This window comes from Marinobacter litoralis, from assembly GCF_003336705.1.
Classification (GTDB): Bacteria; Pseudomonadota; Gammaproteobacteria; order Pseudomonadales; family Oleiphilaceae; genus Marinobacter; species Marinobacter litoralis.
On sequence record NZ_QMDL01000002.1, the window covers coordinates 206,802 to 229,233 of the forward strand.

At 54.0% G+C, this 22,432-nt stretch carries 19 protein-coding genes; 5 read left to right on the forward strand and 14 right to left on the reverse strand.

Annotated elements, in window-relative coordinates:
• Positions 1–135: 135 nt before the first annotated feature.
• The 4 genes from DOQ08_RS06395 (at position 136) to DOQ08_RS06410 (ending at position 4,948) form a co-directional block, all read left to right on the forward strand.
• Positions 136–696, forward strand: coding sequence for a YfaZ family outer membrane protein (locus DOQ08_RS06395; protein ID WP_114334706.1), 561 nt, complete (start codon positions 136–138; stop codon positions 694–696).
• A gap of 122 nt (positions 697–818) precedes the next feature.
• Entirely contained in the window at positions 819–3,026 is a 2,208-nt protein-coding gene (locus DOQ08_RS06400; RefSeq protein WP_114334083.1) for a hypothetical protein, read from the forward strand.
• Positions 3,027–3,103: 77 nt separating this feature from the next.
• Positions 3,104–4,018 (forward strand): glucosaminidase domain-containing protein, encoded by a 915-nt coding sequence (locus tag DOQ08_RS06405; protein WP_114334084.1) that lies wholly within the window; start codon positions 3,104–3,106, stop codon positions 4,016–4,018.
• Positions 4,019–4,051: 33 nt separating this feature from the next.
• Complete coding sequence (locus DOQ08_RS06410; RefSeq protein ID WP_114334085.1) at positions 4,052–4,948, forward strand: acyltransferase; 897 nt, start codon at positions 4,052–4,054, stop codon at positions 4,946–4,948.
• A 25-nt stretch (positions 4,949–4,973) separates the two neighbouring features.
• Here DOQ08_RS06410 and DOQ08_RS06415 read toward each other — a convergent pair whose 3' ends face one another.
• The 5 genes from DOQ08_RS06415 to zapE all read right to left on the reverse strand — a co-directional run bounded on the left by DOQ08_RS06415 (position 4,974) and on the right by zapE (position 13,898).
• Positions 4,974–7,658, reverse strand: a complete 2,685-nt coding sequence (locus DOQ08_RS06415) for a LuxR C-terminal-related transcriptional regulator (protein WP_227537534.1) — start codon at positions 7,656–7,658, stop codon at positions 4,974–4,976.
• 272 nt (positions 7,659–7,930) lie between these two features.
• A complete protein-coding gene (locus tag DOQ08_RS06420; protein WP_114334087.1) occupies positions 7,931–9,292 on the reverse strand; it encodes a DUF1329 domain-containing protein in 1,362 nt (453 codons plus the stop codon).
• A 33-nt stretch (positions 9,293–9,325) separates the two neighbouring features.
• On the reverse strand, positions 9,326–11,113 hold the full coding sequence (locus DOQ08_RS06425; RefSeq protein ID WP_114334088.1) for a DUF1302 domain-containing protein: 1,788 nt from the start codon (positions 11,111–11,113) through the stop codon (positions 9,326–9,328).
• 465 nt (positions 11,114–11,578) lie between these two features.
• Positions 11,579–12,763 (reverse strand): thiolase family protein, encoded by a 1,185-nt coding sequence (locus tag DOQ08_RS06430; protein WP_114334089.1) that lies wholly within the window; start codon positions 12,761–12,763, stop codon positions 11,579–11,581.
• A 37-nt stretch (positions 12,764–12,800) separates the two neighbouring features.
• Positions 12,801–13,898, reverse strand: a complete 1,098-nt coding sequence (gene zapE, locus DOQ08_RS06435; RefSeq protein ID WP_206074836.1) for a cell division protein ZapE — start codon at positions 13,896–13,898, stop codon at positions 12,801–12,803.
• 234 nt (positions 13,899–14,132) lie between these two features.
• On the opposite strand from zapE, the gene DOQ08_RS06440 reads away from it, so the two are divergent.
• Positions 14,133–14,567 carry a YhcB family protein gene (locus DOQ08_RS06440; RefSeq protein WP_114334091.1) on the forward strand — a complete coding sequence of 145 codons (435 nt, stop codon included), beginning with the start codon at positions 14,133–14,135 and terminating at the stop codon, positions 14,565–14,567.
• A gap of 288 nt (positions 14,568–14,855) precedes the next feature.
• Here the strand turns inward: DOQ08_RS06440 and DOQ08_RS06445 are convergent, their stop codons facing one another.
• The 9 genes from DOQ08_RS06445 to mlaD all read right to left on the reverse strand — a co-directional run bounded on the left by DOQ08_RS06445 (position 14,856) and on the right by mlaD (position 22,425).
• Positions 14,856–15,599, reverse strand: coding sequence for a Nif3-like dinuclear metal center hexameric protein (locus DOQ08_RS06445; protein WP_114334092.1), 744 nt, complete (start codon positions 15,597–15,599; stop codon positions 14,856–14,858).
• Positions 15,600–15,901: 302 nt separating this feature from the next.
• The gene (gene hisC, locus DOQ08_RS06450) at positions 15,902–16,963 is read right to left on the reverse strand and encodes a histidinol-phosphate transaminase (protein ID WP_114334707.1); all 1,062 of its coding nucleotides are present in this window, start codon (positions 16,961–16,963) and stop codon (positions 15,902–15,904) included.
• Between the two features lie 250 nt (positions 16,964–17,213).
• The gene (hisD, locus tag DOQ08_RS06455) at positions 17,214–18,518 is read right to left on the reverse strand and encodes a histidinol dehydrogenase (RefSeq protein WP_114334093.1); all 1,305 of its coding nucleotides are present in this window, start codon (positions 18,516–18,518) and stop codon (positions 17,214–17,216) included.
• Between the two features lie 193 nt (positions 18,519–18,711).
• Positions 18,712–19,362, reverse strand: coding sequence for an ATP phosphoribosyltransferase (gene hisG, locus DOQ08_RS06460; RefSeq protein WP_114334094.1), 651 nt, complete (start codon positions 19,360–19,362; stop codon positions 18,712–18,714).
• 30 nt (positions 19,363–19,392) lie between these two features.
• Positions 19,393–20,655, reverse strand: coding sequence for a UDP-N-acetylglucosamine 1-carboxyvinyltransferase (gene murA, locus DOQ08_RS06465; RefSeq protein ID WP_114334095.1), 1,263 nt, complete (start codon positions 20,653–20,655; stop codon positions 19,393–19,395).
• Between the two features lie 19 nt (positions 20,656–20,674).
• Entirely contained in the window at positions 20,675–20,923 is a 249-nt protein-coding gene (locus tag DOQ08_RS06470; RefSeq protein ID WP_114334096.1) for a BolA family protein, read from the reverse strand.
• A 60-nt stretch (positions 20,924–20,983) separates the two neighbouring features.
• Complete coding sequence (locus DOQ08_RS06475) at positions 20,984–21,301, reverse strand: STAS domain-containing protein (RefSeq protein WP_114334097.1); 318 nt, start codon at positions 21,299–21,301, stop codon at positions 20,984–20,986.
• Positions 21,298–21,951, reverse strand: coding sequence for an MlaC/ttg2D family ABC transporter substrate-binding protein (locus tag DOQ08_RS06480; protein WP_114334098.1), 654 nt, complete (start codon positions 21,949–21,951; stop codon positions 21,298–21,300). The genes DOQ08_RS06475 and DOQ08_RS06480 overlap by 4 nt, the downstream gene beginning before the upstream one ends.
• 24 nt (positions 21,952–21,975) lie before the next feature.
• On the reverse strand, positions 21,976–22,425 hold the full coding sequence (gene mlaD / locus DOQ08_RS06485) for an outer membrane lipid asymmetry maintenance protein MlaD (protein ID WP_114334099.1): 450 nt from the start codon (positions 22,423–22,425) through the stop codon (positions 21,976–21,978).
• Positions 22,426–22,432 lie beyond the last annotated feature (7 nt).

Below are 22,432 nucleotides of genomic sequence, written 5' to 3' on the forward strand. Positions count from 1 at the left end.
TTTCCACCGGCTTACAGGCTTTTAAGTTGTACTGCGTGCAACAGGTGTTACCATCCTGCTCGGTCAATATCATCGCGGATGCAAGCATTCGATCGGCGCTTTGCATTTAATAACGACAGCTACAAAGGTGTATACATGAAGATTACCCGCATCTCTGCTTTGGCACTTTCTTTAGCCGCAGCTCCGGTTATGGCCTCTGATCTCGACCTGAGCCTGACGTCTGACTCGGTGAAAGGCCAGGTGAACTTCTTTGGCACTCAGGACGAGTTGCAAGTTGGTGCTGGATACACCTACCACGAAGGCGGACGCCACATCGGCAACGTCGATTTTCATGCCCAAGGCCGCACGGCTCTCGGCAACCTGCCAACAACTGCGGGTATCGGCCTGCGCGGTATTGGCTGGGATGACGATCACCTCGACGGCGGCGCTGTTGGCGTAGGTGGCTTCGCAACCGTGAATATTCCAGACGTGCCAGGCCTGTCTTTTGGCGGCAGCCTGCATTACGCACCCAGCATTCTCTCATTCGGTGATTCCGACGAGATGACCAGCGTTGAGTTACGTGCAAGCTACCGCGTCATTCGCAACGCCGAAGTGTTCGCAGGTTACCGTTACCTGAACACCGAGCTGGATTTTGCCGGTAGCCCGGATGTGAATCTGGACGAAGGCATTCTGGCGGGCATGAAAATTTTCTTCTAAGCGTTCAGTCTTAATGGGCTACCCGAGCAACTCCGGGTAGCCCAACCGTGCACCCTTTCACGCCCCTTCCCCGCTTTACCTGTTAGGCTTTCCCAATACTCTGTACTTGGATAGGCCCTGGCATGACATTCAAGCTTGCTTCCCTGCTTTCCGTTTCTTTGCTGATAACTGCCTGTGGCGGTGGCGACAGTGCCATAGATGGCGCACGCAATGCTCCCAACCGGTTTGGCAGCACCATCAACGCGCTTGACGATTTCAGCCCCGGCAGTACAGGCGATTCCAGCAACGCCAAAGGCCTGAAAGAAAACCAAGTGCGCGTTACCATGGAAGTGCCTGCCAATTACGCCCCCAACGGAGAAGCCACGCGCCGCAACCTGCGCATAGTGGTTCCCGACCGTATTCAGGTATACAGAACCAACCATTCCCTGCAAGTGCTGGATGACGTAGAGCACACCATCGACACCGGCGACGACGGGCACTTCATTGTTGGCTTCAAAAACGGCCTCCCCACTGGCCCTGACGTTGTCATCGAAGCCACCTGGAATGGCAATGGCGGCATCACCATGAAAGCACTGGCTGCCGATTCCGACCGGGATGTGAAGGTAAATCCCTTCTCTCACTATGTGGTTCAGGAAATCCTCGGTGAGAAGTACCAGGCCAACGATTTCCAAACCGTGATGGATTGCGTGAACGACACGGGCGGCGGCTTGTGCCTGAACAAGTATGTTTGGTCGACGCTTGCCGATCAGGTACACGATTTCGAGATCGATATTCCCGACAACGCAAACGTGTCGTCGGCACTCGACCGCCTGAAAACGCGGGTAGACTTTGCGAGCTATGTGGATGATGTTGCAGAATACGCTCTGCTTAACGAAAGCGCATCTGGCAGCATCAAAGCCAGCTCCGCTGACTATAATTCGGTGTTTTTCGGGCTGGAACTGGGGGCTACCGCACAGGAGGAAGGCGCGTCGTCTGCTGGACTGTGGGGCTTGCGCACCACTCAGGAAGTAGATCTGACCGGCGGCAACGGCGGTGCATTTCTTTACCCTGCACTAACGCTGACCACGTTCGATGCGTTTGGTTTGAGCGTGACCTCTTTGGCCACGGACATACCCTATCATCGGCAGACCATAAGCCAATCGCCGGATAATCAGTTTAATACCGCACTATGGCAACCGAATAGCCATTCCAGCGCCCCCGGCGCAGCGACACTCACCCCGAAGTCGCCCGCCGATGCCCCCAAGCCCGCGCGGTTGCTGGCCGGCCGGGCCCTTTACCAAACCATTACCTATCCGTCTGAAAGTCGAACCATTGGCTGGACCCGAAATCCGTATTATTTCGACGCCTTTACCACCAAGCCCATCAACGCGCAAACCGGTCCTGACCGGGTACTGGCGAGTTACTTTACGGCAGGTAAGGCGATTTCCCTGAACACTCAGGGGACTCAGTTAAAGCGAAGCGGTACGCTGGAAAACCACTACTTGTCAGCATTCGAGCTGCACTTGCTGCGCAGCAACGATTTCGATTTATCGAACGCCGAGGGTAACTTTAATATGGTGTATTTCGCTGGCAGCTTCGGCAACAGCGATCCGGTTGCCTTTGAATCGGGGGTGGGCACGCTCAGTACAGGGGCTGCAGCCAATAACGAGCTTTCAGCCAACATTACTACCACTACCTTTAGGGTGTCTCGCGCCGCGAACGGTTCAGTGTTCCCGGCTCCGGACACTGAATCTGAAGCACTGACGATTGCCAACCGCCGCTCAAAACTGAGTGACGGAACCCGTTTTATGGGCCGTTTGAGCCTATGTTCTGAATGCCCAGACACAGACTACACGAAACCTGATACCGGCCAAGGCGCCGCTTCACCAGACGGCTCACTGCTGGCCTTTAATCTTGATGACAGCATTTGGGGTGACGGGCTTTTAGTGGCCGGTAAAGCGCCTTCTGCAAGCCTTCAAACCAATAGTCGCTACCGTCTTCAAGGTTCTATTCTAGCGATGACCGCCAGCTCTAATGATCTGCAGCAGCTGAATGGCGGTATACTGACCTTCACCAGCAACACCGAAGCACAGCTCACCGCTACCGGCTTCAATGTGAGCCATAGCGTCAGCGATGGCCAGGTCAGTAGTCCGGAAGGCTCCGAAATCTCGGAAGTATTTAATTACACAACCACCCCAGAGGGCGGCATTACACTTATCTCCACCACATCGGGGCTCGAACTGGAGGGTTTCTATACCGGTGAGGCCGACCAAATTTTCCTGACGGTTAAAGATGCATCTGCCGTCAGCCCTCGCACGGGCCTGCTGTTCGCCACGCTCATTCCTGAATAGGCCAAGACATCCCTGAAGCCGGAAAAAGGCTTATAACCTGTTATAATTCCCTCCATATCGATTTTAGAGAGGGATTTATGACGGCTGTTTCTCGCGCATTGTTACTCTGCGTTCCGCTGATTTTATTTGCCGGCGCTGGCGCGCTTTACACGCCCTTTGGGAGTCAGCTAGAGGATGAGGCCGACGTTGCCCTCAGTTCGTTGCCCAAACTGCCTTCTTGGGCCGCTACCCCCCTTCCGGATTTCTCCACCATTCGCGACACCACCGAGCGAAAAGCAGCGTTCTTTTCCTTTTTGTATCCGCGCATTGTATTGGCCAACAGTCGTATTCTGATTGAGCGCCAGTATCTTGAATCTCTGCGCAGCAATACCAAGCTTTCCGATACGGAATTGAAGTGGCTGGCCGAACACGCGGCGCGGCTTCGTATTGACGAGGCAAATGGCAGCAAGGCCCAGTTTGCTCTTTTAGAGAAACGTATCGGGGTGATCCCCCCCTCACTCATTCTTGCCCAAGCTGCGAACGAATCCGCATGGGGCACCTCACGCTTTGCCACCCAGGGCAACAATCTGTTCGGCCAGTGGTGCTTTTCGAAAGGCTGCGGGTTGGTGCCGCTCAGCCGAGTTCCCGGAGCCAGCCACGAGGTCGCCAAGTTCGCGTCACCCTATGGCTCTATTCGTGCTTATATCACCAACCTGAACCGTCACCCGACTTACCAACGGGTTCGGGATGTACGGCAAAAAGCACGTCGAAACGGCAATCCGCTATCAGGTGTTGCTATGGCCAGCGGTTTGCTCGGCTATTCGGAGCGCGGCGAGGACTACGTTAAAGAAATCCGGGCGATGATCCGCTATAACAACCTGGAATTCTACGACAAACAATTCCAGGCCCTAATTGCAGACCGATCTCCGGAACACCTGCTAAAGCTGGCCACTGCATCCAACGCCGAAGCTCTTTTGCCCGGATCCAGTGATGTTAACGCGCCTGAACACTAACCCCTTAAACTGAATCAACAGAGACGTTGCGATATGCTTAATTTCCTGCCCGCCCCTCTCAAAGGGGTTCTGGTACTGCTGCTCATCGTTCTGAATACGGTTATTTTCCTGCCGTTTTTGCTGCTGTTTGCCATTATTAAACTGATTTTGCCGGTTATGTTGATTCGTAAGGGCTGCACCATCGTGATCAACGGCATCGCGTGGTATTGGATTGGTTTTAACAACACCTTGATGCGGATTTTCCACAGAGTGGAGTGGGATGTCCGTGGCGCCCAAACGCTGAGCAAAGACCACTGGTATTTCGTAACCTGCAACCACCAAAGCTGGGCCGACATTACCGCCATTCAATACGTACTGAACAGTAAAATTCCCTTGCTGAAGTTCTTCCTCAAAAAAGAACTGATCTGGGTCCCGCTGCTGGGCATTGCCTGGTGGGCGCTGGATTTCCCGTTCATGCACCGCCATACCAAAGCACAACTCGCCAAACGTCCTGAGCTGAAGGGCAAAGACATTGAAGCCACCAAAGCTGCGTGCGAGAAGTTCCGCTATACGCCGGTGACAATTTTCAACTTCATGGAAGGCACCCGGTTTACGCCAGAGAAACACCAGCGCCAGAATTCGCCCTACAATAATCTGCTGAAACCCAAAGCCGGAGGCACCGCCTTTGTGTTCGGGGCGATGGGCGAGATGATTCACACCATGCTGGACGTAACAATTGTCTATCCCGGCGGCACACCCGGGATCTGGGACTATATGTGCGGCCGGGTGAAGAAGATCATCGTAGACATTCGCACCCGCGAAGTCCCGGCGCAGTTCCTGGGCATGGACTATGAAGGCGACCGGGAAAAACGGGTAGAGTTTCAGCGCTGGGTCAGCGGTATTTGGGCCGAGAAAGATGCCCTGATTGATCAGCTGAAGAAGGAAGGCTGATACACAAACAACAGAGAGTTGGGGCTTAAAGCAGCCCCAGCTCTCTGGCTCGCACAATGGCCTGGGTTCTGGACTTCACATCCAGCTTGGCATTGATTCGGCGGGCGTGCGTTTTCACGGTATGCAACGAAATATGCAGCTTGTCGGCAATTGCCTGATTCGACAAGCCTTTGGCAATCAATTCCAGCACGCCGTGCTCCCGCTCGCTAATCGGTTCAGCCAACTGCCCTACCAAGGCCCCAGCCTCACACCCGAACAGCTCACCAAGCGCCTTGGTAAACTCATTTTCGGGCAAAAGCGAAAACACTTTATCCATTACCGGTGTCAGTTCTTTGAATAACTCCAGGAATGGGCTGATGAAATGCTCTGTAGAAGCTTGCACGACCACCACTTCCAGCTGTTTCCTTGCCGCCTGAACGCCTCTTTCAGACAGCAGAAGCACGGAATTCAGCAAGCCAACGTGAAGCTGCAACCCCCACGGAAGCGCGTCGCCATATCGCTGGTGAATGCTTTCGAGATTTTCTCTGGCCCGCACAAGGTCACCGGACGCAATCGCCTCCCGCACCTGCAGGCAATCCATCAGCCCCGGCATGGTAGGGAACAACTCAGGCACACAGCCGTCCTGGCGATAGGGCTCCAGCTTAGCAATCGCCTGTTTGGCGCTGTCGATTTGGCCGCATGCCAGCCAGCAACTGGCTTTGAGCGCTTCAAGGACAGGAACGTATAGCGACTCATCCACCTGCCAGGCGTGCATGGTGCGCTCCGCCCGACCAATCCAGACAAACGCTTCGTCTAGCATGCCTTGGCTGCGACACATAAACACCCGTAGCGCCATGGCAAGCAACAGCCCCAAATCCCGTGTTTGCTCCGCGTGACGCGTGCAACGCACCAGCAAGCGATCTGCCTCTTTCAATCGGCCTTGATGCCACAGCACCAGCACCAAGCTTAACTCTAAGCGAGTCTCGCCAATTCGGGCGGGTCGGCTCAATTCCTGTAACGATGTATCCAAGCCGGTGCGCAGCAAGTTTTCTGCGTGCCCTAACGCGCCCTTGCTCAACTCGATTCGAGCGTGCGAATAAACCGCAAGTGCTTCCGACCCGGAATCTCCCGCTTCTCTAGCGAGCTTCGACGCTTGACGGTTTGCTTCCCGGGCTTCCTGAAAGCGCCCGGCGGCGCATAAAGCGTTGGAACGTAAGATATACGTGACCAGTTGCGCCTGAGCAGACAGACCACCGGTACTGAGTGCTTTATCCGCCATTGCGAGGGCTGGCTGCACAAACCCTTCGCCTCTCAGGATAAATGCTTTCAGAGCGAAGATTCGTGATTCGTGATCTTTCCAGCCTTCCGGCGCAAACCCTTCCAGCAACTGGCGCGCCTGGCGAAACTGGCCTCCGATGGCGTGCACCCAGCCGTAAACAATCCTCAATCTGGCACTGCGTTCGAGTAAATATTCCGGCAGGTTTTTCCGAAGCATGAGCAGTGACGCCGTGTCTTGGCCCAACAGCAGCGCTTCCGTGCCTTCTGATGCAATACGCACGACTTCGTCGTTGTCACCGGCCAATACTGCACACTTCAACGCCTCCGGGAACTGCTCTCGTTGACCAAACCATTGGCTGGCCCGAAGCATACGCGCTGAGCGCCCGGCCACCGGATGGCTTTGCAAAAAGGCTTGTAACAAAGGATTGAAGCGGAACCACCGCCCCCGACCCGGGATCAGTTTAATGGGCAGGCCGAGCTCAACCGCCTGTGACGGGGCTAATGTATTGTCGCTATCATGACCGCCGATTGCGTAAAACAGCTCATCACAGCAACTATCGAGTTCTGCGACGATTTTCAGAGATTTGATTTGCGTTGTTGTCAGCGGCTGGCATACGGAATCTTTTAGAAAGCGTTCCACGTAGGGGCTTTCCTGAATAGGTCGGCGATCTTGGGAAGTTTCCAGCTCCCGACGATATAACGCCAACGGCGTTAGCCAGCCTTCCGTCATATTATAGAGATGGTCAATAGAAACGCTGGTAATCTGGCTCTCGGCATTGGCCTTCTGGAAGAATTCAAAGGTTTCGGAGCGCGTTAGTTCAAGGCGGTCCGACCCGATTCGACGGTAATTTCCATTGAGTTGTAAGGTGTGGCTGGCAAACGGAAGCGGCAAGCGAGATACCAGCGCAATCGCCAGATTTCCCGGTATGTGGGTTACCAGATAATGAAGCAGTCCGATTACGGCCGGATTGGTGACATGCTGGAGATTGTCCAGAACCAACACTTCCGGTTGCGTGGGCGATTGGCGCGCCTTAGACACCAACATCAATGCGAGATGATCCTCAAAGGCTTCGCTGGTTCCCTTCCCCATATCGGGGAGCTTTAACGCCGTAGTTAACACGGATAGAAATCGCGAGGGTGCGTTGTCACCGGTGCTCAAGGAGATCCAACGTACGGTCGCCAGCTCAGTTCCTTCGGCGGAAGCAGAAAGAGCGCTGACCAACGCATGGGTTTTGCCGTACCCACCTGGGGCTTCAATGCTTAGCACGTGCCCCGGGTTCAACGCTTCCCGCAGGGCTTGCTCCAGTTCCGGCCGACGCAATCGGTCAGCGGGTATCGATGGAAGTTGTAGGCGATGTTCAAGAAGATCACGAACCAATTCACCATGCTGAACACCGGCATTGGCAATTTGAAATTCGTCGTTAGCTGCACAGCCGTCGCTTAAAGGTTTCACGCTCTGCCCCATTCAAAACCAGGCAAGGTTGCAAACAGCCTGGTACAACTATGATTCGCTTAGGTATTTAAGCGCTGGCGCCCGACATAGGGGTCGCCTTTAGTATGAGATTAAGGGTAGAGGGTAAACCAAATAACAGGCCATTAGCAAAAAATGACCCTTTCCGACATTGCAATATAGGCGCGTGATTTGAATCACATTTTCGGCAAATATTTACATCCACAAAAAAGGCGAGCCAGAGGCTCGCCTTTTCAACCACATTAATTGCGGAATTAACGCGTGCCAGCTCTTCGCAGAGCAGCCGGCGTGTAATCACGCGAATGACGCTCAGCACCGAAGGTGTAAGGATTGTTCTCTTCGTTGGTCAGCCCCAACACCAAATAGCGGCCAGAAAGCAAATCGTACAACACTTCGACGGCGTACCAGGGCACATCCTTATCGTAGAACTGCATGGTGTGCGCTTCGGCTACACGCCACAGCTCTCCACGGCCATCGTAATGATCAATTACCCCGGCCTGCCATGAATCCTCGTCGATGTAGAAGTCACGCTGAGCGTAAACGTGACGCTCACCTTCTTTCAAAGTAGCGCGAACGTGCCATACCCGGTGCAATTCATAGCGCGTCAGATCCTGATTAATGTGCCCGGCTTTGATGATGTCATCATAGTTCAGATCACGATCAACCAATTTGTAGGAGTTATACGGAATGTACATCTCTTTCTTGCCCAGCAACTCCCAGTTGTAACGGTCTGGAGCGCCGTTGAACATATCGAAGTTGTCACTGGTACGCATGCCATCCGCCGCTGTACCCGGGCCGTCGTAGGCTACCTGAGGCGCACGACGAACACGACGCTGACCCGCGTTGTAAACCCAGGCACGACGCGGCTCTTTTACCTGGTCGATGGTTTCGTGGACGAGGAGTACGTTACCCGCCAAACGTGCCGGCCCGGTAATGGCCTGCTTGAAGTAGAACAGAACGTTGTCGTCTTGCCCCTTCTTATAATCCGTCAATGCGCTGTTCCAGGTAATCTCGTCCTGGAATCGCACGATGGAGTAAGCACCATTCGCGGTAGGCGTTGCCTGCCCTACATTACGTGCGACCGAACCACCACGATAACGGGTGATGTGGTTCCAGATAACCTCTAGACCATTCTGCGGAACGGGAAACGGCGTAGCGCTTTCATAGTTGCCAAGCCCGTTACCGTTCTGAATAAGCTCTACCGTGGTGGCGTTTTCGACGGTTTTATCCATAACGTCTTTCGGATAAGTCGCCGTCCGGTGGGTTTGATACACCGGAATCTTGTAATCAGCGTATTGACGAATCATCGCAACCTGGCCCGGCGACAACTTGTCGGCGTACTGATCAACGTTACTCTGATCAATCACGAATTCAGGCTTTTCATCCGGGAACGGGTTAACGTAGATTCCGTCGCCCTTATAGCCTGCGGGCGGCGTTGTCATGCCGCCAGTCCAGGCCGGGATGGCGCCGCCGTTGCCGGCTTTCTCAGCACCGATCGGGGTCAATGTATCACCCAACTTGGCCGCTTCGCCGGCAGAAACTGCACCCCAGGCCTGGCCAGCAAACATGCTTGCGGCCAGAACACCTGTAGCTAAGAGTTTCTTGTTCAGTTTCATTTAAATTACCTCTTTGAACAAATTCTGTCCGATTTAGAATGAGTAAGAAACACTAGCACTCACGAAATCACGGTCAGTCTTCTCGTTATAGGGTTTGCCACCAAAATAGTTGGTGTAATCGATGCTGCCAGTGATGGTGTTCTGGTAAACGCCCGTCAAAGACAAACCAATGGACTTGCTACCTTCGTTGAAGGCGCCACCCGGCTGAGGGGCATACCCCTTCACATCATGCGCCCAGAAAACGGAGGGCGTCAGATTGATACCCGCAATCGCATTCGGGTATTCCCAAGCCAGGTTTGCACGGTAGCCCCAGGAGAATGAAGTTACGAAGCCGTCGTTTGTGCAGTTTTCGGGGTTGAGGTTGTTATCCTCACAAGCGGTACTACCCGGAGTCGCGCCCAATCCGAAGGTTCCTGACCGACCGTAACGGGCCTCGTCTTTACCCGGCAGATCGTGGATGTAGGTTGCTCCAATCTCAGTTACCAAGGACATGCGGCTGGCCCCCATAACTTGGTCGAAGAACTTAATCAACGTCATCTGAGCCTGAGATACGCCGTAGCGGTCATTACCGGATACAGCCACCCCGTCAGTATTGCCATTATTTTCTGCCGCGATTTTGTCTTTATCCCGAGCATAAAGAAGGCTATACGGAGCCTGCAATCCACCATAAATCAATTCGAAGGCGTTCCACTGGATCGGCATTTTGTCCCGGTAGCTGTACTCCGCACCCAGTGACCAGCCTCCCGGTGTCGTTGTGTTGATACTGATGCCGTACAGATCGATAGCCTCAGGGTATTCAATGAAATAATTCGGGAACGGCTTACCATTTGAAGGATCATTGGTCCGACCACTGATATACGGCAGTCGGCTATGGTACTTGATGTAATAGAAACCCAGTTCGGAATCATTCAATTGGGGAACGTACCAGCGCACAGCCACACCAAACTGGTCTTTAGCATCTGGCTCTCTATCGCCTTCACGCGCGATCACAAGTCCACTTGACTGGTTAGCCGCCTCAGAGAGTGCCCCTGTCACAAACACAGGTCCACAGCCATCCGCTACGAAATCAACGGTTGAAAAGAAGGTGCCGCAATCATCAGTCCGAATCTTTTCCCAATCGGTCTGTACGAAACCTTCAATTGTGACGTTTTCGGTTACACCGGCTGACATATAGAACATTTCTACCGGAAGCAACGCATCTTTCAATTGTGAACCGGGTGCACGGAAAGCCGGAATATCTACCGGGTTGATGGTGTTGATGCCACCTTGAATGTAGGTGCTCTCACCCCAGCTCAGGACTTGCTTGCCGTATCGGGCACTGACGGGCACGTTGCCCAGGTACCAATCGGTAAACACATAAGCATCAAGGATTTCGCCACCCGAGGCGTTGTCTTTGGCTTTATCGTTCAGTTCAACATAGCGACGGTCGCCGTCTTTGAGTTCAAAGTCGTACCAATAACGACCACGTACCAAGGCACCTACGCGAGTGAGATAGTCGGAATCTACGCTGTAATCCAGGAACAGTTCACTGTTGCCTTTGACGACGTTGGACACCATGTCGCCTTTGTCAAAGTTTCGGTTGCCGTCGTCGTAGTTGTTTGTAGATGCTGTGCCACGGCCATCATGTGGCGCGAGCAAGCGCTTGTCGGCATCTTCAGTACGCCATGTGGCCCCGGCTGATAGCGTGGTATTAAACTGGACTTGCCCGGCATCCCCTAGGGGGTACGAAATAGCAAAGGCCGGGCTGGATACGCCGGCGGCGATGGCGACGGCAAGTGGTAACTTGGTCCAGCGCTGCCAGGGTTGATTTTTTCTTGTCATTGGAAGGCTACTCCGTTGTTGTTCTGAGTCGCTGCTCGATTATTCTGTTGGTTGGTGTTCGTCGGCCGTGTAGACATTGCCGTGATGCTAGCACTATAGCTAAGGCTTCTCGCGGCTTTGATCAGTCAAAAGTATGATTTTGCTATCACTCTTCGTTAGCCGTCTTTCTCGCACCTCATCACTATAGACAAGATTCCGGGATGCAACCACTTTGGGACGGGCGGTTTTAGGCTAAAGCTTTAGAGGGTTTTGGAGGGGGATTCGAGGAACAACTAACTCTCTCGAGAGACTTTGGCACGCAGTAAGCAAACAACGCGGGGCTTCTTTCTGGAAACCGCTACAAGCACGTCCCTGTGCGCTTGTCTCCGGCCATCCATGGCCTACGAAATTTCCAGAAAGAAGCCCCGCGTTGTTCGCCCAGACTATGTACTTTACGTCCGGGCAGATAAAACGAGAGAAATCCCGTTAGATCATTTCAATAGCCATAGCCGTGGCTTCGCCGCCGCCGATGCACAGGGCCGCTACGCCTTTCTTTTTACCGTAACGCTGCAGGGCGTACATCAAGGTGACCAGCAGGCGTGAACCTGTGGAGCCGACAGGATGGCCTTGGGCGCAGGCGCCGCCGTGGACGTTTACTTTTTCAGGGTCCAGGCCCAGTTCTTTGATGGGCATCATGGCGACCATGGCGAAGGCTTCGTTGATTTCAAACAGGTCAACGTCGTCTTTGGTCCAGCCGGTTTTGGCGAAGAGCTTTTCGATCGCACCTACGGGTGCGCAAGTGAACTCTGCCGGTAACTGGGACTGGGTGGTGTGGCCGACGATGCGGGCCAGTGGTTTGAGGCCGCGTTTTTCGGCTTCGGATTCGCGCATCAGGACCAGTGCAGAAGCACCGTCTGAGATTGACGAGGCGTTGGCGGCGGTGACGGTGCCGTCTTTGGCAAACGCGGGGCGCAGACTTGGGATTTTTTCGATGTTGGCGTTGTGGGGCTGTTCGTCGTCTTCGACAATCACTTCGCCTTTACGGGTTTTGACGGTCACCGGGATGATTTCGTCTTTCAGGACACCGTCTTCGATGGCTTTTTTGGCGCGGTTCAATGAGCGGATGGCGTATTCGTCCATTTCTTCACGGGTGTAACCTTTTTTGTCAGCCACTTCCTGCGCGAAGGAGCCCATCAGGCGGCCGGTTTCGGCGTCTTCAAGGCCGTCCAGGAACATGTGGTCTTGCGGGGCAGGCCCTGGGCCCATACGGTAGCCTTGGCGGGCACCTTGCAGGATGTGCGGGGCGTTGGACATGCTTTCCATGCCGCCGGCAACCATGATGTCGTTGGTGCCTGCTTTGATCAGGTCGTGGGCGAACATGGTGGCTTTCATGCCGGAGCCGCACAGTTTGTTGATGGTGGTTGCGCCTGTGCTATCTGGCAATCCTGCCTTACGCATTGCTTGGCGGGCCGGGCCTTGCTTCAGGCCGGCGGGCAGTACGTTGCCCATGATGACTTCTTGCACGTCAGCAGGCTGAAGGCCTGCACGCTTGACGGCTTCGGCGATGGAGATGGCGCCCAGTTCCGGGGCGGTGATCGGGGCTAGGCTGCCCATGAATCCGCCCATGGGTGTACGTACACCGCTGACGATAACGACGTTGTCTTGGCTCATGTTGTGACCTCTCTGGTTTCGTTCTTTCTAGTTTTGTTTAAGGCTTGTGCGGTGCTTCCAGATATTCCTGGGATTGCATTTCCAGCAAGCGGGATTCGGTACGTTCAAACTCGAAGCTCAGGCTGCCACCGGAGTAGAGTTCGGTGATGGGTGCTTCGGCGGAGATGATGAGTTTTACGTTGCGATCGTAAAATTCGTCGATCATGTTGATGAAGCGGCGAGCCTGGTCGTCTTTTTCTACGCCCATGACCGGCACGTTGGAGACGATGATGGCATGGAACTGGCGGGCCATTTCGATGTAATCGTTTTGGCTGCGCGGGCCGTCGCATACGTCCAGGAAATCAAACCAGACGACGTCGTCGGCGTGGGCTTGGGCCGGGATTTTTCTGCCGTTTATTTCCATCGATTTACTGTGCTTGCCTGCTTCAACGGCCAGCGCGTCGAAGCTTTCACGCAAGCAGGCATCCGCGCCTTCGTCCAGCGGATAGTAGTACAACTCGGCCTGTTCGAGTGTGCGCAACCGGTAATCGACACCACCGTCTACGTTAACGACGTCGGTGTGTTGCTTGACGAGCGCGATGGCGGGCAGGAAGCGAGCTCGTTGCAGGCCATCTTTATAGAGCCCGTCGGGTACGATGTTCGATGTGCAAACCAGGGTCACGCCCCGGCTGAACAATTCTTCCATCAGGGTTGCCAAGATCATGGCATCGCCGATGTCTGATACGAAGAATTCGTCGAAGCAGATAACCCGGGTTTCGCCGGCGAAGGTTTTGGCTACTTTTTCTAGCGGGTTTTTCTCGCCTTTGAGCTTTCTTAACTCAGCGTGAACGCGCTGCATGAAGCGGTGGAAGTGCACACGCATTTTGCGCTCGAAGGGCAGAGCTTCGAAGAAGGTGTCCATCAGGTAGGTTTTTCCGCGCCCTACCCCACCCCAGAAGTACAGGCCTTTTACCGGCGTTTCTTTGCCTTTTTTCAGCTTGCGGCGTAATTTTTTGAGTCCTTTGCTACGCTCACTTTCAGCTTCTACGAGTTTGTCGTACAGTGCTTGTAAGCGACGAACGGCATCTTCCTGCGCCGGGTCCTTGTGAAAATCCGGGCGCTCTAGATCCTTTTGGTAACGTTGCCAAGGAGTCAGGTTCGCAACAGTTTCAGTGGACACGGCTTCTGTCATCAGGGTTTTCCTGCCATCTGGGTGGATTTCTGGGCGCGGTATTGTCGCTTATTTCGTGCTTTTTGGCCATGTTACTTAGGCTGTGGAGCAATACGACGATTGGCGCAGTGTTTCGGCATGTGCGCTGGTGCTTCGGAGGGGTATACTCTTTTTATAGGTTTTCGCTCTCTCGCATGTACTGACTAGGACGATTGTTATATGACGAACCTGATTATTGCGGCTGTAGTCGCGCTGGTAGTAGGCATTATCATTGGGGTTCTTTTTGGGCGCTCTGGGCAGGGTGCTTCTTTGCGTCAGCGGAGGGCTGAGCAGAAGATTGATGAGCTTCGGGGTGAATTTACGCGCTATCAGGCTCAGGTGAATGAGCATTTTCTGGAATCTGCGCAGTTGTTGGAGCGGTTTAATAGTGCCTATCGCGATGTGAATGATCATATGGCGCGTGGGGCGAATCGTTTGTGTAATGATGAGGAGTGGCCGGAGTCGCTGGGGCAGGATGTGTCTGGGCGTATTGAGCACTCGGATTCTGATTCGTCTGAGCCACCTCGAGATTATGCACCGAAGGCTGATCCTAAGGAGAAAGGTACGCTTTCTGAAGATTTCGGTTTGCCTAAGGGTGAGAAGCGGCCTGCTTGATTCTTTCAAAACGGTGTAGGCTGATCAGAGCTTTCAGTTAGATCAGGATGGGGCGGCTTTCCAAAAACCGCTCCTTCGGCCCCCCTGCGGGGTCCGGCCCGCAATCATAGATTGCGGTCGTTCAGCTTTTCGCATGAAGCTATGCTTCATAACCGCTCGACTGAACCCATGTGGCGCTTCTGCTTCGCCATCCATGGCTGCGCACATTTTTGGAAAGCCGCCCCACCCTGATCTTGCAAACTTGTGAGTGTCCCGCTCCTACCCCATTTCTGCAGTAATTCCGTTCAATTATACCGGGTTATCACAGTCGATGAACTGGTGCTTTACTCCGAACTCTTTCGCTAGCGCTTCCCCCAAAGCTTTCGCACCATAACGCTCAGTGGCGTGGTGGCCGGCGGCGTAGTAGTGGATGCCGGATTCTCGAGCGGTGTGGGTGGTTGGTTCGGAGATTTCGCCGCTGATGTAGGCGTCAACGCCGAGTTCGAGCGCTTTGGTGATGAACCCTTGAGCTCCGCCGGTGCACCAGGCGACGGTTTTAATCAGGTCTGCGCCCTCGCCTACGTGGAGTGGCTGTCGGTTAAGCGCAGTTTCAATGTGACGACCTAAGGTTTCCGGGGTCATGGGCTCGGCCAGTTCGCCTTGCCAAACTAAGCCGCCTACGGGGCGTGGGTTTTGGATGCCTAGTACTTTGGCCAATTGGCGGTTGTTGCCGTAGTCGGGGTGGTCGTCCAATGGCAGGTGGTAGGCAACGAGGTTGATGTCGTTTTCCAGTAGCTGTTTGATGCGGCGTTTTTTCATTCCGCGGATGGTTTGGTCTTCGCCTTTCCAGAAGTAACCGTGGTGCACGAGGATCATGTCGGCGTTTTGTTTTACTGCGGCGTCGATCAGCGCTTGGGAGGCGGTTACACCGGAGATAATGGTCTGAACTTCTTCTTTGCCTTCAACTTGCAGGCCGTTTGGGGCGTAGTCTTGGAAGTTTTCGGGCTGAAGCCATTCGTTTATTTTCGTCAGTATCTGGTTGCGAGTTGCCATGGAGTCTACCCCTTCCTTCAGACTTTTGAGATTGGATCGGCGCTTTGACTTGGGGTGCCGGGATGGGACTGGGCGGGCTTTCCAAAAACCGCTCCTTCGGCACCCCTGTGGGGTCCGGCCCGCAATCACAGATTGCGGTCGTTCAGCTTTCGCATGAAGCTTTTGCTTCATAAACGCTCTGCTGAACCCATGTGACGCTTCTGCTCCGCCATCCCTGGCTACGCACATTTTTGGAAAGCCCGCCCAGCCCCAACCTTTAAACTTGGGTGCGCGCTGGTTTGGCGATCATATTTCTCGCGCGTTTAGAGAAAATCCAAAGCTTTGATCAACGCGTTGTTTTGGTCACTGGTGCCAATCGTGATTCGCAGGAATTCACTGATTCTCGGTTTATTGAAGTGGCGGACAATAATGCCCTGCTCTCTGAGCTCCGCAGCAACATCGGCACCTTTGTGTTCAGGGTGACGGGCAAACACGAAGTTGGCTTTTGAAGGCAGCACTTCGAAACCAAGTTTTTCGAGGCCTTTGGTGACTTTTTCACGCTCTCTAATAACGCCGTTGCAGGAGTCTTCGAACCACTGGCGATCTTCGAATGCGGCCACGGCACCAGCCAGCGCCAAGCGATCCAGCGGGTAGGAGTTGAAGCTGTCTTTGACTCGGTTCAATCCTTCAATGAGCTCTGCATTGGCGACGGCGAATCCGACTCGCAAACCCGCCAGCGAACGCGCTTTTGACAACGTTTGGCACACCACCAGGTTCGGGTATTGGTTAACCAAGCGAATCGCAGTTTCACCACCGAAATCGATGTAGGCTTCGTCCACTACCACAACACTATCCAGATTCGCTTCTACAATGGCCTGCACATGCTGCAAGCCCATGTAGCGTCCGGTGGGGGCGTTCGGGTTCGGGAAGATAACGCCGCCGTTGTCCCGTTTGTAGTCGTCCGGGTTGATTTCAAAGCTTTCAGTCAACGGGATGATATTGCTTTCAACTTTATACAGACCGCAGTACACGGGATAGAAGCTGTAGGTGATGTCCGGGAACAGGATTGGTTTATCCTGTTTCAGCAGGCCTTGGAAGATGTGGGCCAGCACTTCGTCAGAACCGTTGCCAACGAATACTTGGTTCTCTTCTATACCAAAATCGATGTAATAAGAGGCGATAGCCTCTTTCAGAGCGTGGCCTTCGGGGTCTGGGTACAGTCGAAGGTTGTCGTTGAGCTCCGACTTAATGGCTGAAATCACCTTCGGGGATGGCCCGAAGGGATTTTCATTAGTATTCAGTTTAATCAAGTTAGCCATCTTGGGCTGTTCGCCTGGCACATACGGCTGTAACTCGCTGACCAGTGAGCTCCAGTATTTACTCATGATTTCTGCACTCCAGATTGGTGCGGGAGTCGGTTTGGTTGTTTTGATTTGGGAGTTTTCGCGGAGCGGGTAGTGCTTTCCAAAAACCGCTCCTTCGGCACGTCCATGTGACGCTTCTGCTCCGCCATCCATGGCTACGCACATTTTTGGAAAGCACTACCCGCCCCACTCTTCAGACTTTCAGTACAACCAACCCAACTCACAACTATTAAGATGGGCCGCGACAGGCATTTGCTGCCGAAACAATCAATCAGTCTTTGATACGGTACTCGGCAGAGCGAGCATGGGCAGTCAAACCTTCGCCACGGGCAAGAACCGAAGCCACACGCCCCATACGGTCCGCGCCTTCCGGAGTAAAACCGATTAGCGACGAACGTTTCTGGAAGTCGTAAACACCCAGAGGCGAACTGAAACGCGCAGTACCGCTTGTCGGCAAGACGTGGTTCGGGCCGGCACAATAGTCGCCGAGCGCTTCTGCTGTATAACGGCCCATAAAGATCGCGCCGGCGTGCCGGATGTCTTCCAGCATGGTTTGAGGATCTTCTACTGACAACTCCAAGTGTTCGGGAGCGATGCGGTTAGATACTTCCGCTGCTTCTTTCAGATCAGCCACGTGGATTAGTGCACCTCGGCCTGTCATGGATGTGCGGATAATGTCTTCACGCTCCATGGTGGGCAGAAGCTTGTTGATGCTCGCTTCCACTGCATCGAGGAAATCGGCATCCGGGCTGACCAGAATGCTTTGGGCCTGCTCGTCGTGCTCAGCTTGTGAGAACAAGTCCATGGCGATCCAGTCCGGATCGGTTTTGCCGTCGCAGATAACCAGAATCTCGGACGGACCGGCGATCATGTCGATGCCAACAACACCGAACACTTCCCGCTTGGCGGTCGCCACAAAAATATTACCCGGGCCAACAATCTTATCCACCGCAGGCACCGTTTCCGTGCCGTAAGCCAAAGCACCGACTGCCTGCGCTCCGCCCAGGGCAAACACACGGTCAACTCCGGCAATAGCGGCTGCCGCCAGTACCATATCGTTCACCACCCCATCCGGAGTAGGCACCACCATAATCAACTCACCGACACCCGCCACCTTGGCTGGAATCGCGTTCATCAACACAGACGACGGGTATGCTGCCTTTCCACCCGGCACGTACAAACCAGCGCGATCCAGTGGCGTTACCTTTTGCCCCAGAACCGTTCCGTCTTCATCCTGATACTGCCAGGACTGCTGATTCTGCCGCTCGTGATAATCCCGAACCCGCTCCGCCGCCTTCTCAAGCGCCTCACGCTGATCTTGCGGAATCGCCGCTAGCGCCGCCTGCAAACGATCCTGCCCCATCTCCAGCTCGGCCATAGAGCCAACCTTCAGACGGTCAAACTTCTCCGTAAACTCCAGAACCGCCGCATCGCCACGGGTCTTCACCTCATGCAGGATATGACGCACCGATTCGTTCACCTGATGATCCACACTGTCATCCCACGCCAACAGCTTGGCCAGCGCACTTTCAAAGTCGCCTTGGGTGGTGTTAAGTCTGGTGATCTTATCGGTCATAACTCAAATCCTGCTTTGGATTGAAATTATTAAGTAGAGAGGCTTCCCTACTCAAAAGCCGGAAGCAGCCATTGGGGTGGCCCTTCCAAAAATGTCGTAGGCCATGGATGGCCGGAGAGAAGCGCACATGGATGTGCTCGTAGCGGTTTTTGGAAGGGCCGCCCCAATGGCTGCCCATCCAAAGTAAAAAACTTTACTCCGAAGAACCGCGACGACGCTCCACAGCAGCCGCCATCATCTCGATGATCGGATTAATCTTCCCATGCTGCATCTTCATAGACGCCCGATTCACCACCAACCGCGTACTGATATCGTCAATCAACTCCCGCGCCTCAAGGCCATTCGCCTTCAGCGTATTACCGGTATCCACGATATCCACAATCTCATCGGCCAGATTCAGAATCGGCGCCAACTCCATCGCACCATACAGCTTGATGATATCCGCCTGCCGACCCTGCGCCGCATAATAACGGCGAGCAATATTCACAAACTTCGTCGCCACCCGAATACGCCCGGCCGGAGGCTGCTCGCCCTTTTTACCCGCCGTCATCAAACGACAACGGGAAATATTCAAATCCAGCGGCTCGTACAACCCTTCCCCACCGTGCTCCATCAGCACATCCTTGCCGGTCACGCCAATATCTGCGCCACCATATTGAACATACGTAGGCACATCTGTTGCGCGCAGGATCAGCACGCGCACATTCGGATCCGTGGTGGGGAACACCAGCTTGCGGGACTTTTTCACGTCGTCTACCAGCTCAATGCCGGCTTCCGCCAGCAGCGGCAGGGTCTCTTCGAGAATTCGTCCCTTCGACAAGGCGATGGTGATGGAATCTGTCATGGATCTTTCCGGGTTCCCGTTGGTATTTGATTACGCTGGCAAACGGCGAATACTTCCGCCCAACAGCTGCAACTTCTCTTCAATACATTCGTAACCGCGGTCAATGTGATAGATACGGTCTACGATGGTATCGCCTTCCGCGACCAAGCCGGCAATCACCAAACTGGCCGAAGCACGAAGGTCTGTGGCCATAACCGGCGCGCCAGTCAAATGATCCACACCTTTGATGATGGCTGCGTTACCTTCCAGTGTGATATCAGCACCCATACGGATCAATTCCTGCAGGTGCATGAAACGGTTTTCGAACACCGTTTCCACGATGGTGCCGGTGCCTTCCGCTACGGCATTCATAGCCGCGAACTGGGCCTGCATGTCGGTAGGAAACGCTGGATAAGGCGCGGTACGAATGCTCACGGCCTTCGGGCGCTTGCCCTTCATGTCCAGCTCGATCCAATCCTCACCCGTAGTGATGTGAGCACCCGCTTCTTCCAGCTTCAGCAGCACCGCTTCCAGAATGTCAGCGCGAGTGTCCTTCAGCTTCACCCGGCCGCCAGTGGCCGCAGCAGCAACCAGATAAGTACCGGTTTCAATACGGTCTGGCTGAACGTTGTGGTGACAACCGTGCAAACGCTCAACACCGTTAATTTCAATCGTTGCCGTGCCGTGGCCTTTGATGTCTGCGCCCATGGCGATCAGGCATTCTGCCAAATCCACCACTTCGGGCTCACGGGCCGCGTTTTCCAGAATGGTTTTACCCTCAGCCAGGGTAGCCGCCATCAACAGGTTTTCCGTACCGGTAACCGTGACGGTATCCATAAAGATGTGTGCGCCCTTCAGGCGACCATTGGTTTTGGCGTGGATGTAACCATTTTCAACCTTGATATCCGCACCCATCATCTCGAGGCCGTGAATATGCAGGTTGACCGGCCGCGTACCAATGGCACAACCACCCGGCAAAGACACCTGTGCCTCACCGAAGTGTGCGACCAACGGCCCCAGCACCAAGATCGAGGCGCGCATGGTTTTTACCAGCTCGTAAGGCGCGTGGTAGTGCTCGATGGTGTTGGCGTGTACTTCAACACTCATTTTTTCATCAATCAGCAGCTCGACACCCATTCGGCCCAGCAACTCGATCATGGTGGTGACGTCATTCAGATGCGGCAGATTGCCAACGGTAACCGGTTCAGAAGCCAGCAGCGTTGATGCCAGAATCGGCAGAGCCGCGTTTTTGGCGCCGGAAATCCGAATCTCGCCATCCAGAGGCTTTCGGCCTCGGATCAGAAGTTTATCCACAATAGTAATCCTGTTCTGTTTAGCCGTTGGCCTGACGCGCAGCCCACTCGCTCGGAGTGAAGGCTTTCGGGTGAAGAGCGTGAATGGTGCCGTCCATGATGTGCTGGAACAGTACCTTGTTGATCATCTGCTGTCTTTTAATGGTAGGCAGGCCTTCGAATACGTCACCCACTGCAACGACCATGTAGTGGTTGCCATCGACTTGCACCTGAACCTCACAATCAGGCAGAGCTTCTTTCACAAGTTCGGTAACCTGGGCGGCGTCCATAAAAAATCCTCAGCTTTATTTAAATCAGGAGCGGAATTGTAACCAATTCCCGGGCAGCGGTCAGCTATGCGCGGAAAATCCCGGCAGATGGGCGTCTAAATTACTTAATGCGGCCAGCGACTGTAAACGCTCGCTGGCACCCTCAAAAGAGAGCGCCAACTGTTTGGATTGCGCCATTCGCTGCCAACACATCAACATGGAAAGCACCGCGGAGTGAGCGGTTTGCAACCGGGTAAGGTCAACGGTTAATGAACCCTGAGCACCGCTCACAAGTTTCTCACCCTGTTTGCGGAGCTCAAGAACACTGTTTGCATCGACCTTGCCGACAACGCTCAACACGGAGCCTTCCAGGTTAACAACCGGACGGGAGTTGCTCATGAGGCGTTAACATCTTCTTCCAGGTTCAACGACTTTACCGAGTCGGTCCAGCCATCAATGACAACCTGCACCTGCCCGCGATTTTCTTCCATTTCCTGAGCAAAACGGTCGCGGAAGGCCAAACCGATATTAACGCCCTCAACGATCACGTTTTCCATCAACCAACGACCATCGTCGTTTTTATACATGGAGTAAGTCACAGGGTAACGATTGCCCGAGGCAGTAATCACCACCAACTGCACCGATGCCCGGCCTTCATTCTGCGGCAGAATCTCCGCTTCACGCACTTCAATCCGGAACTCATCGGCCGTCACCAAAGCCTTGGCATAGCTATCAAACAAGCTGCGTTTGAACTTGGCCACAAACTCATCGCGCTGTGCACGAGTGGTCTGGCGGGCATAGCGCCCCATCACCCGGGCGGCTATCCGGCGAAAATCCACGAAATCCGACAGGGCATCATCCATGCTCTGGTAAAAAGCTTCGGGATCTCTTTCAAACAGACCTTTCTCAGAGTTCAGTTTCTGCACCAACATCTGGGTGTTTTCGCTGACGTATTGCTCCAGATCTTCCTCGACACCCGCCGACGCCTGACCGACAACCAGCATCAACAAAGCAAATACAACAAACAGCTTTCGCTTGAACATTAACATTTTAATCTCCTGTCCTGTTCGGCATCAGCGGCCAGAGGCAAAATTGCTGATCAATCGTTCCAGATTCATCGCAGACTGGGTGGAATAAAACGTGTCACCCTCGTTCAAAGATTCCATGTCCCCACCAATTGAAATATCGATGTACTGCTCACCCAAGAGGCCGGACGTGCGAATAACCGCTGCACTGTCTGCCGGAATGGTATCCACATCCGAGCGAATAGCCATGGTTACTTTGGCCTGAAACGTGTTTTTATCCAGATTGATGGATTCAATAGAACCCACCGTCACACCCGCCATCGAAACTTTACCGCGCGGAGTCAGCCCACCCACATCGTTAAAGTTAGCGTAGAGAGTGTAAGTCGACGAGGCCGACTTAGGTGACAGACCGCTCACCTGCAGCGCCAAAAACAGCAGCGCTGCCAATCCGGCGATCATGAAAAAACCTACCACTATTTCCGTTGTTCTTTGCACCATAACAGGG

Coding starts and splice junctions, on each gene's coding strand:
- DOQ08_RS06480 (WP_114334098.1), bottom strand. CDS start 21,951: ATGTTAATGTTCAAGCGAAAGCTGTTTGTTGTATTTGCTTTGTTGATG.
- DOQ08_RS06395 (WP_114334706.1), top strand. CDS start 136: ATGAAGATTACCCGCATCTCTGCTTTGGCACTTTCTTTAGCCGCAGCT.
- DOQ08_RS06430 (WP_114334089.1), bottom strand. CDS start 12,763: ATGAGCCAAGACAACGTCGTTATCGTCAGCGGTGTACGTACACCCATG.
- DOQ08_RS06410 (WP_114334085.1), top strand. CDS start 4,052: ATGCTTAATTTCCTGCCCGCCCCTCTCAAAGGGGTTCTGGTACTGCTG.
- DOQ08_RS06440 (WP_114334091.1), top strand. CDS start 14,133: ATGACGAACCTGATTATTGCGGCTGTAGTCGCGCTGGTAGTAGGCATT.
- hisG (WP_114334094.1), bottom strand. CDS start 19,362: ATGACAGATTCCATCACCATCGCCTTGTCGAAGGGACGAATTCTCGAA.
- DOQ08_RS06405 (WP_114334084.1), top strand. CDS start 3,104: ATGACGGCTGTTTCTCGCGCATTGTTACTCTGCGTTCCGCTGATTTTA.
- DOQ08_RS06425 (WP_114334088.1), bottom strand. CDS start 11,113: ATGACAAGAAAAAATCAACCCTGGCAGCGCTGGACCAAGTTACCACTT.
- hisC (WP_114334707.1), bottom strand. CDS start 16,963: ATGAGTAAATACTGGAGCTCACTGGTCAGCGAGTTACAGCCGTATGTG.
- DOQ08_RS06470 (WP_114334096.1), bottom strand. CDS start 20,923: ATGGACGCCGCCCAGGTTACCGAACTTGTGAAAGAAGCTCTGCCTGAT.
- DOQ08_RS06420 (WP_114334087.1), bottom strand. CDS start 9,292: ATGAAACTGAACAAGAAACTCTTAGCTACAGGTGTTCTGGCCGCAAGC.
- mlaD (WP_114334099.1), bottom strand. CDS start 22,425: ATGGTGCAAAGAACAACGGAAATAGTGGTAGGTTTTTTCATGATCGCC.
- DOQ08_RS06475 (WP_114334097.1), bottom strand. CDS start 21,301: ATGAGCAACTCCCGTCCGGTTGTTAACCTGGAAGGCTCCGTGTTGAGC.
- hisD (WP_114334093.1), bottom strand. CDS start 18,518: ATGACCGATAAGATCACCAGACTTAACACCACCCAAGGCGACTTTGAA.
- DOQ08_RS06445 (WP_114334092.1), bottom strand. CDS start 15,599: ATGGCAACTCGCAACCAGATACTGACGAAAATAAACGAATGGCTTCAG.
- DOQ08_RS06400 (WP_114334083.1), top strand. CDS start 819: ATGACATTCAAGCTTGCTTCCCTGCTTTCCGTTTCTTTGCTGATAACT.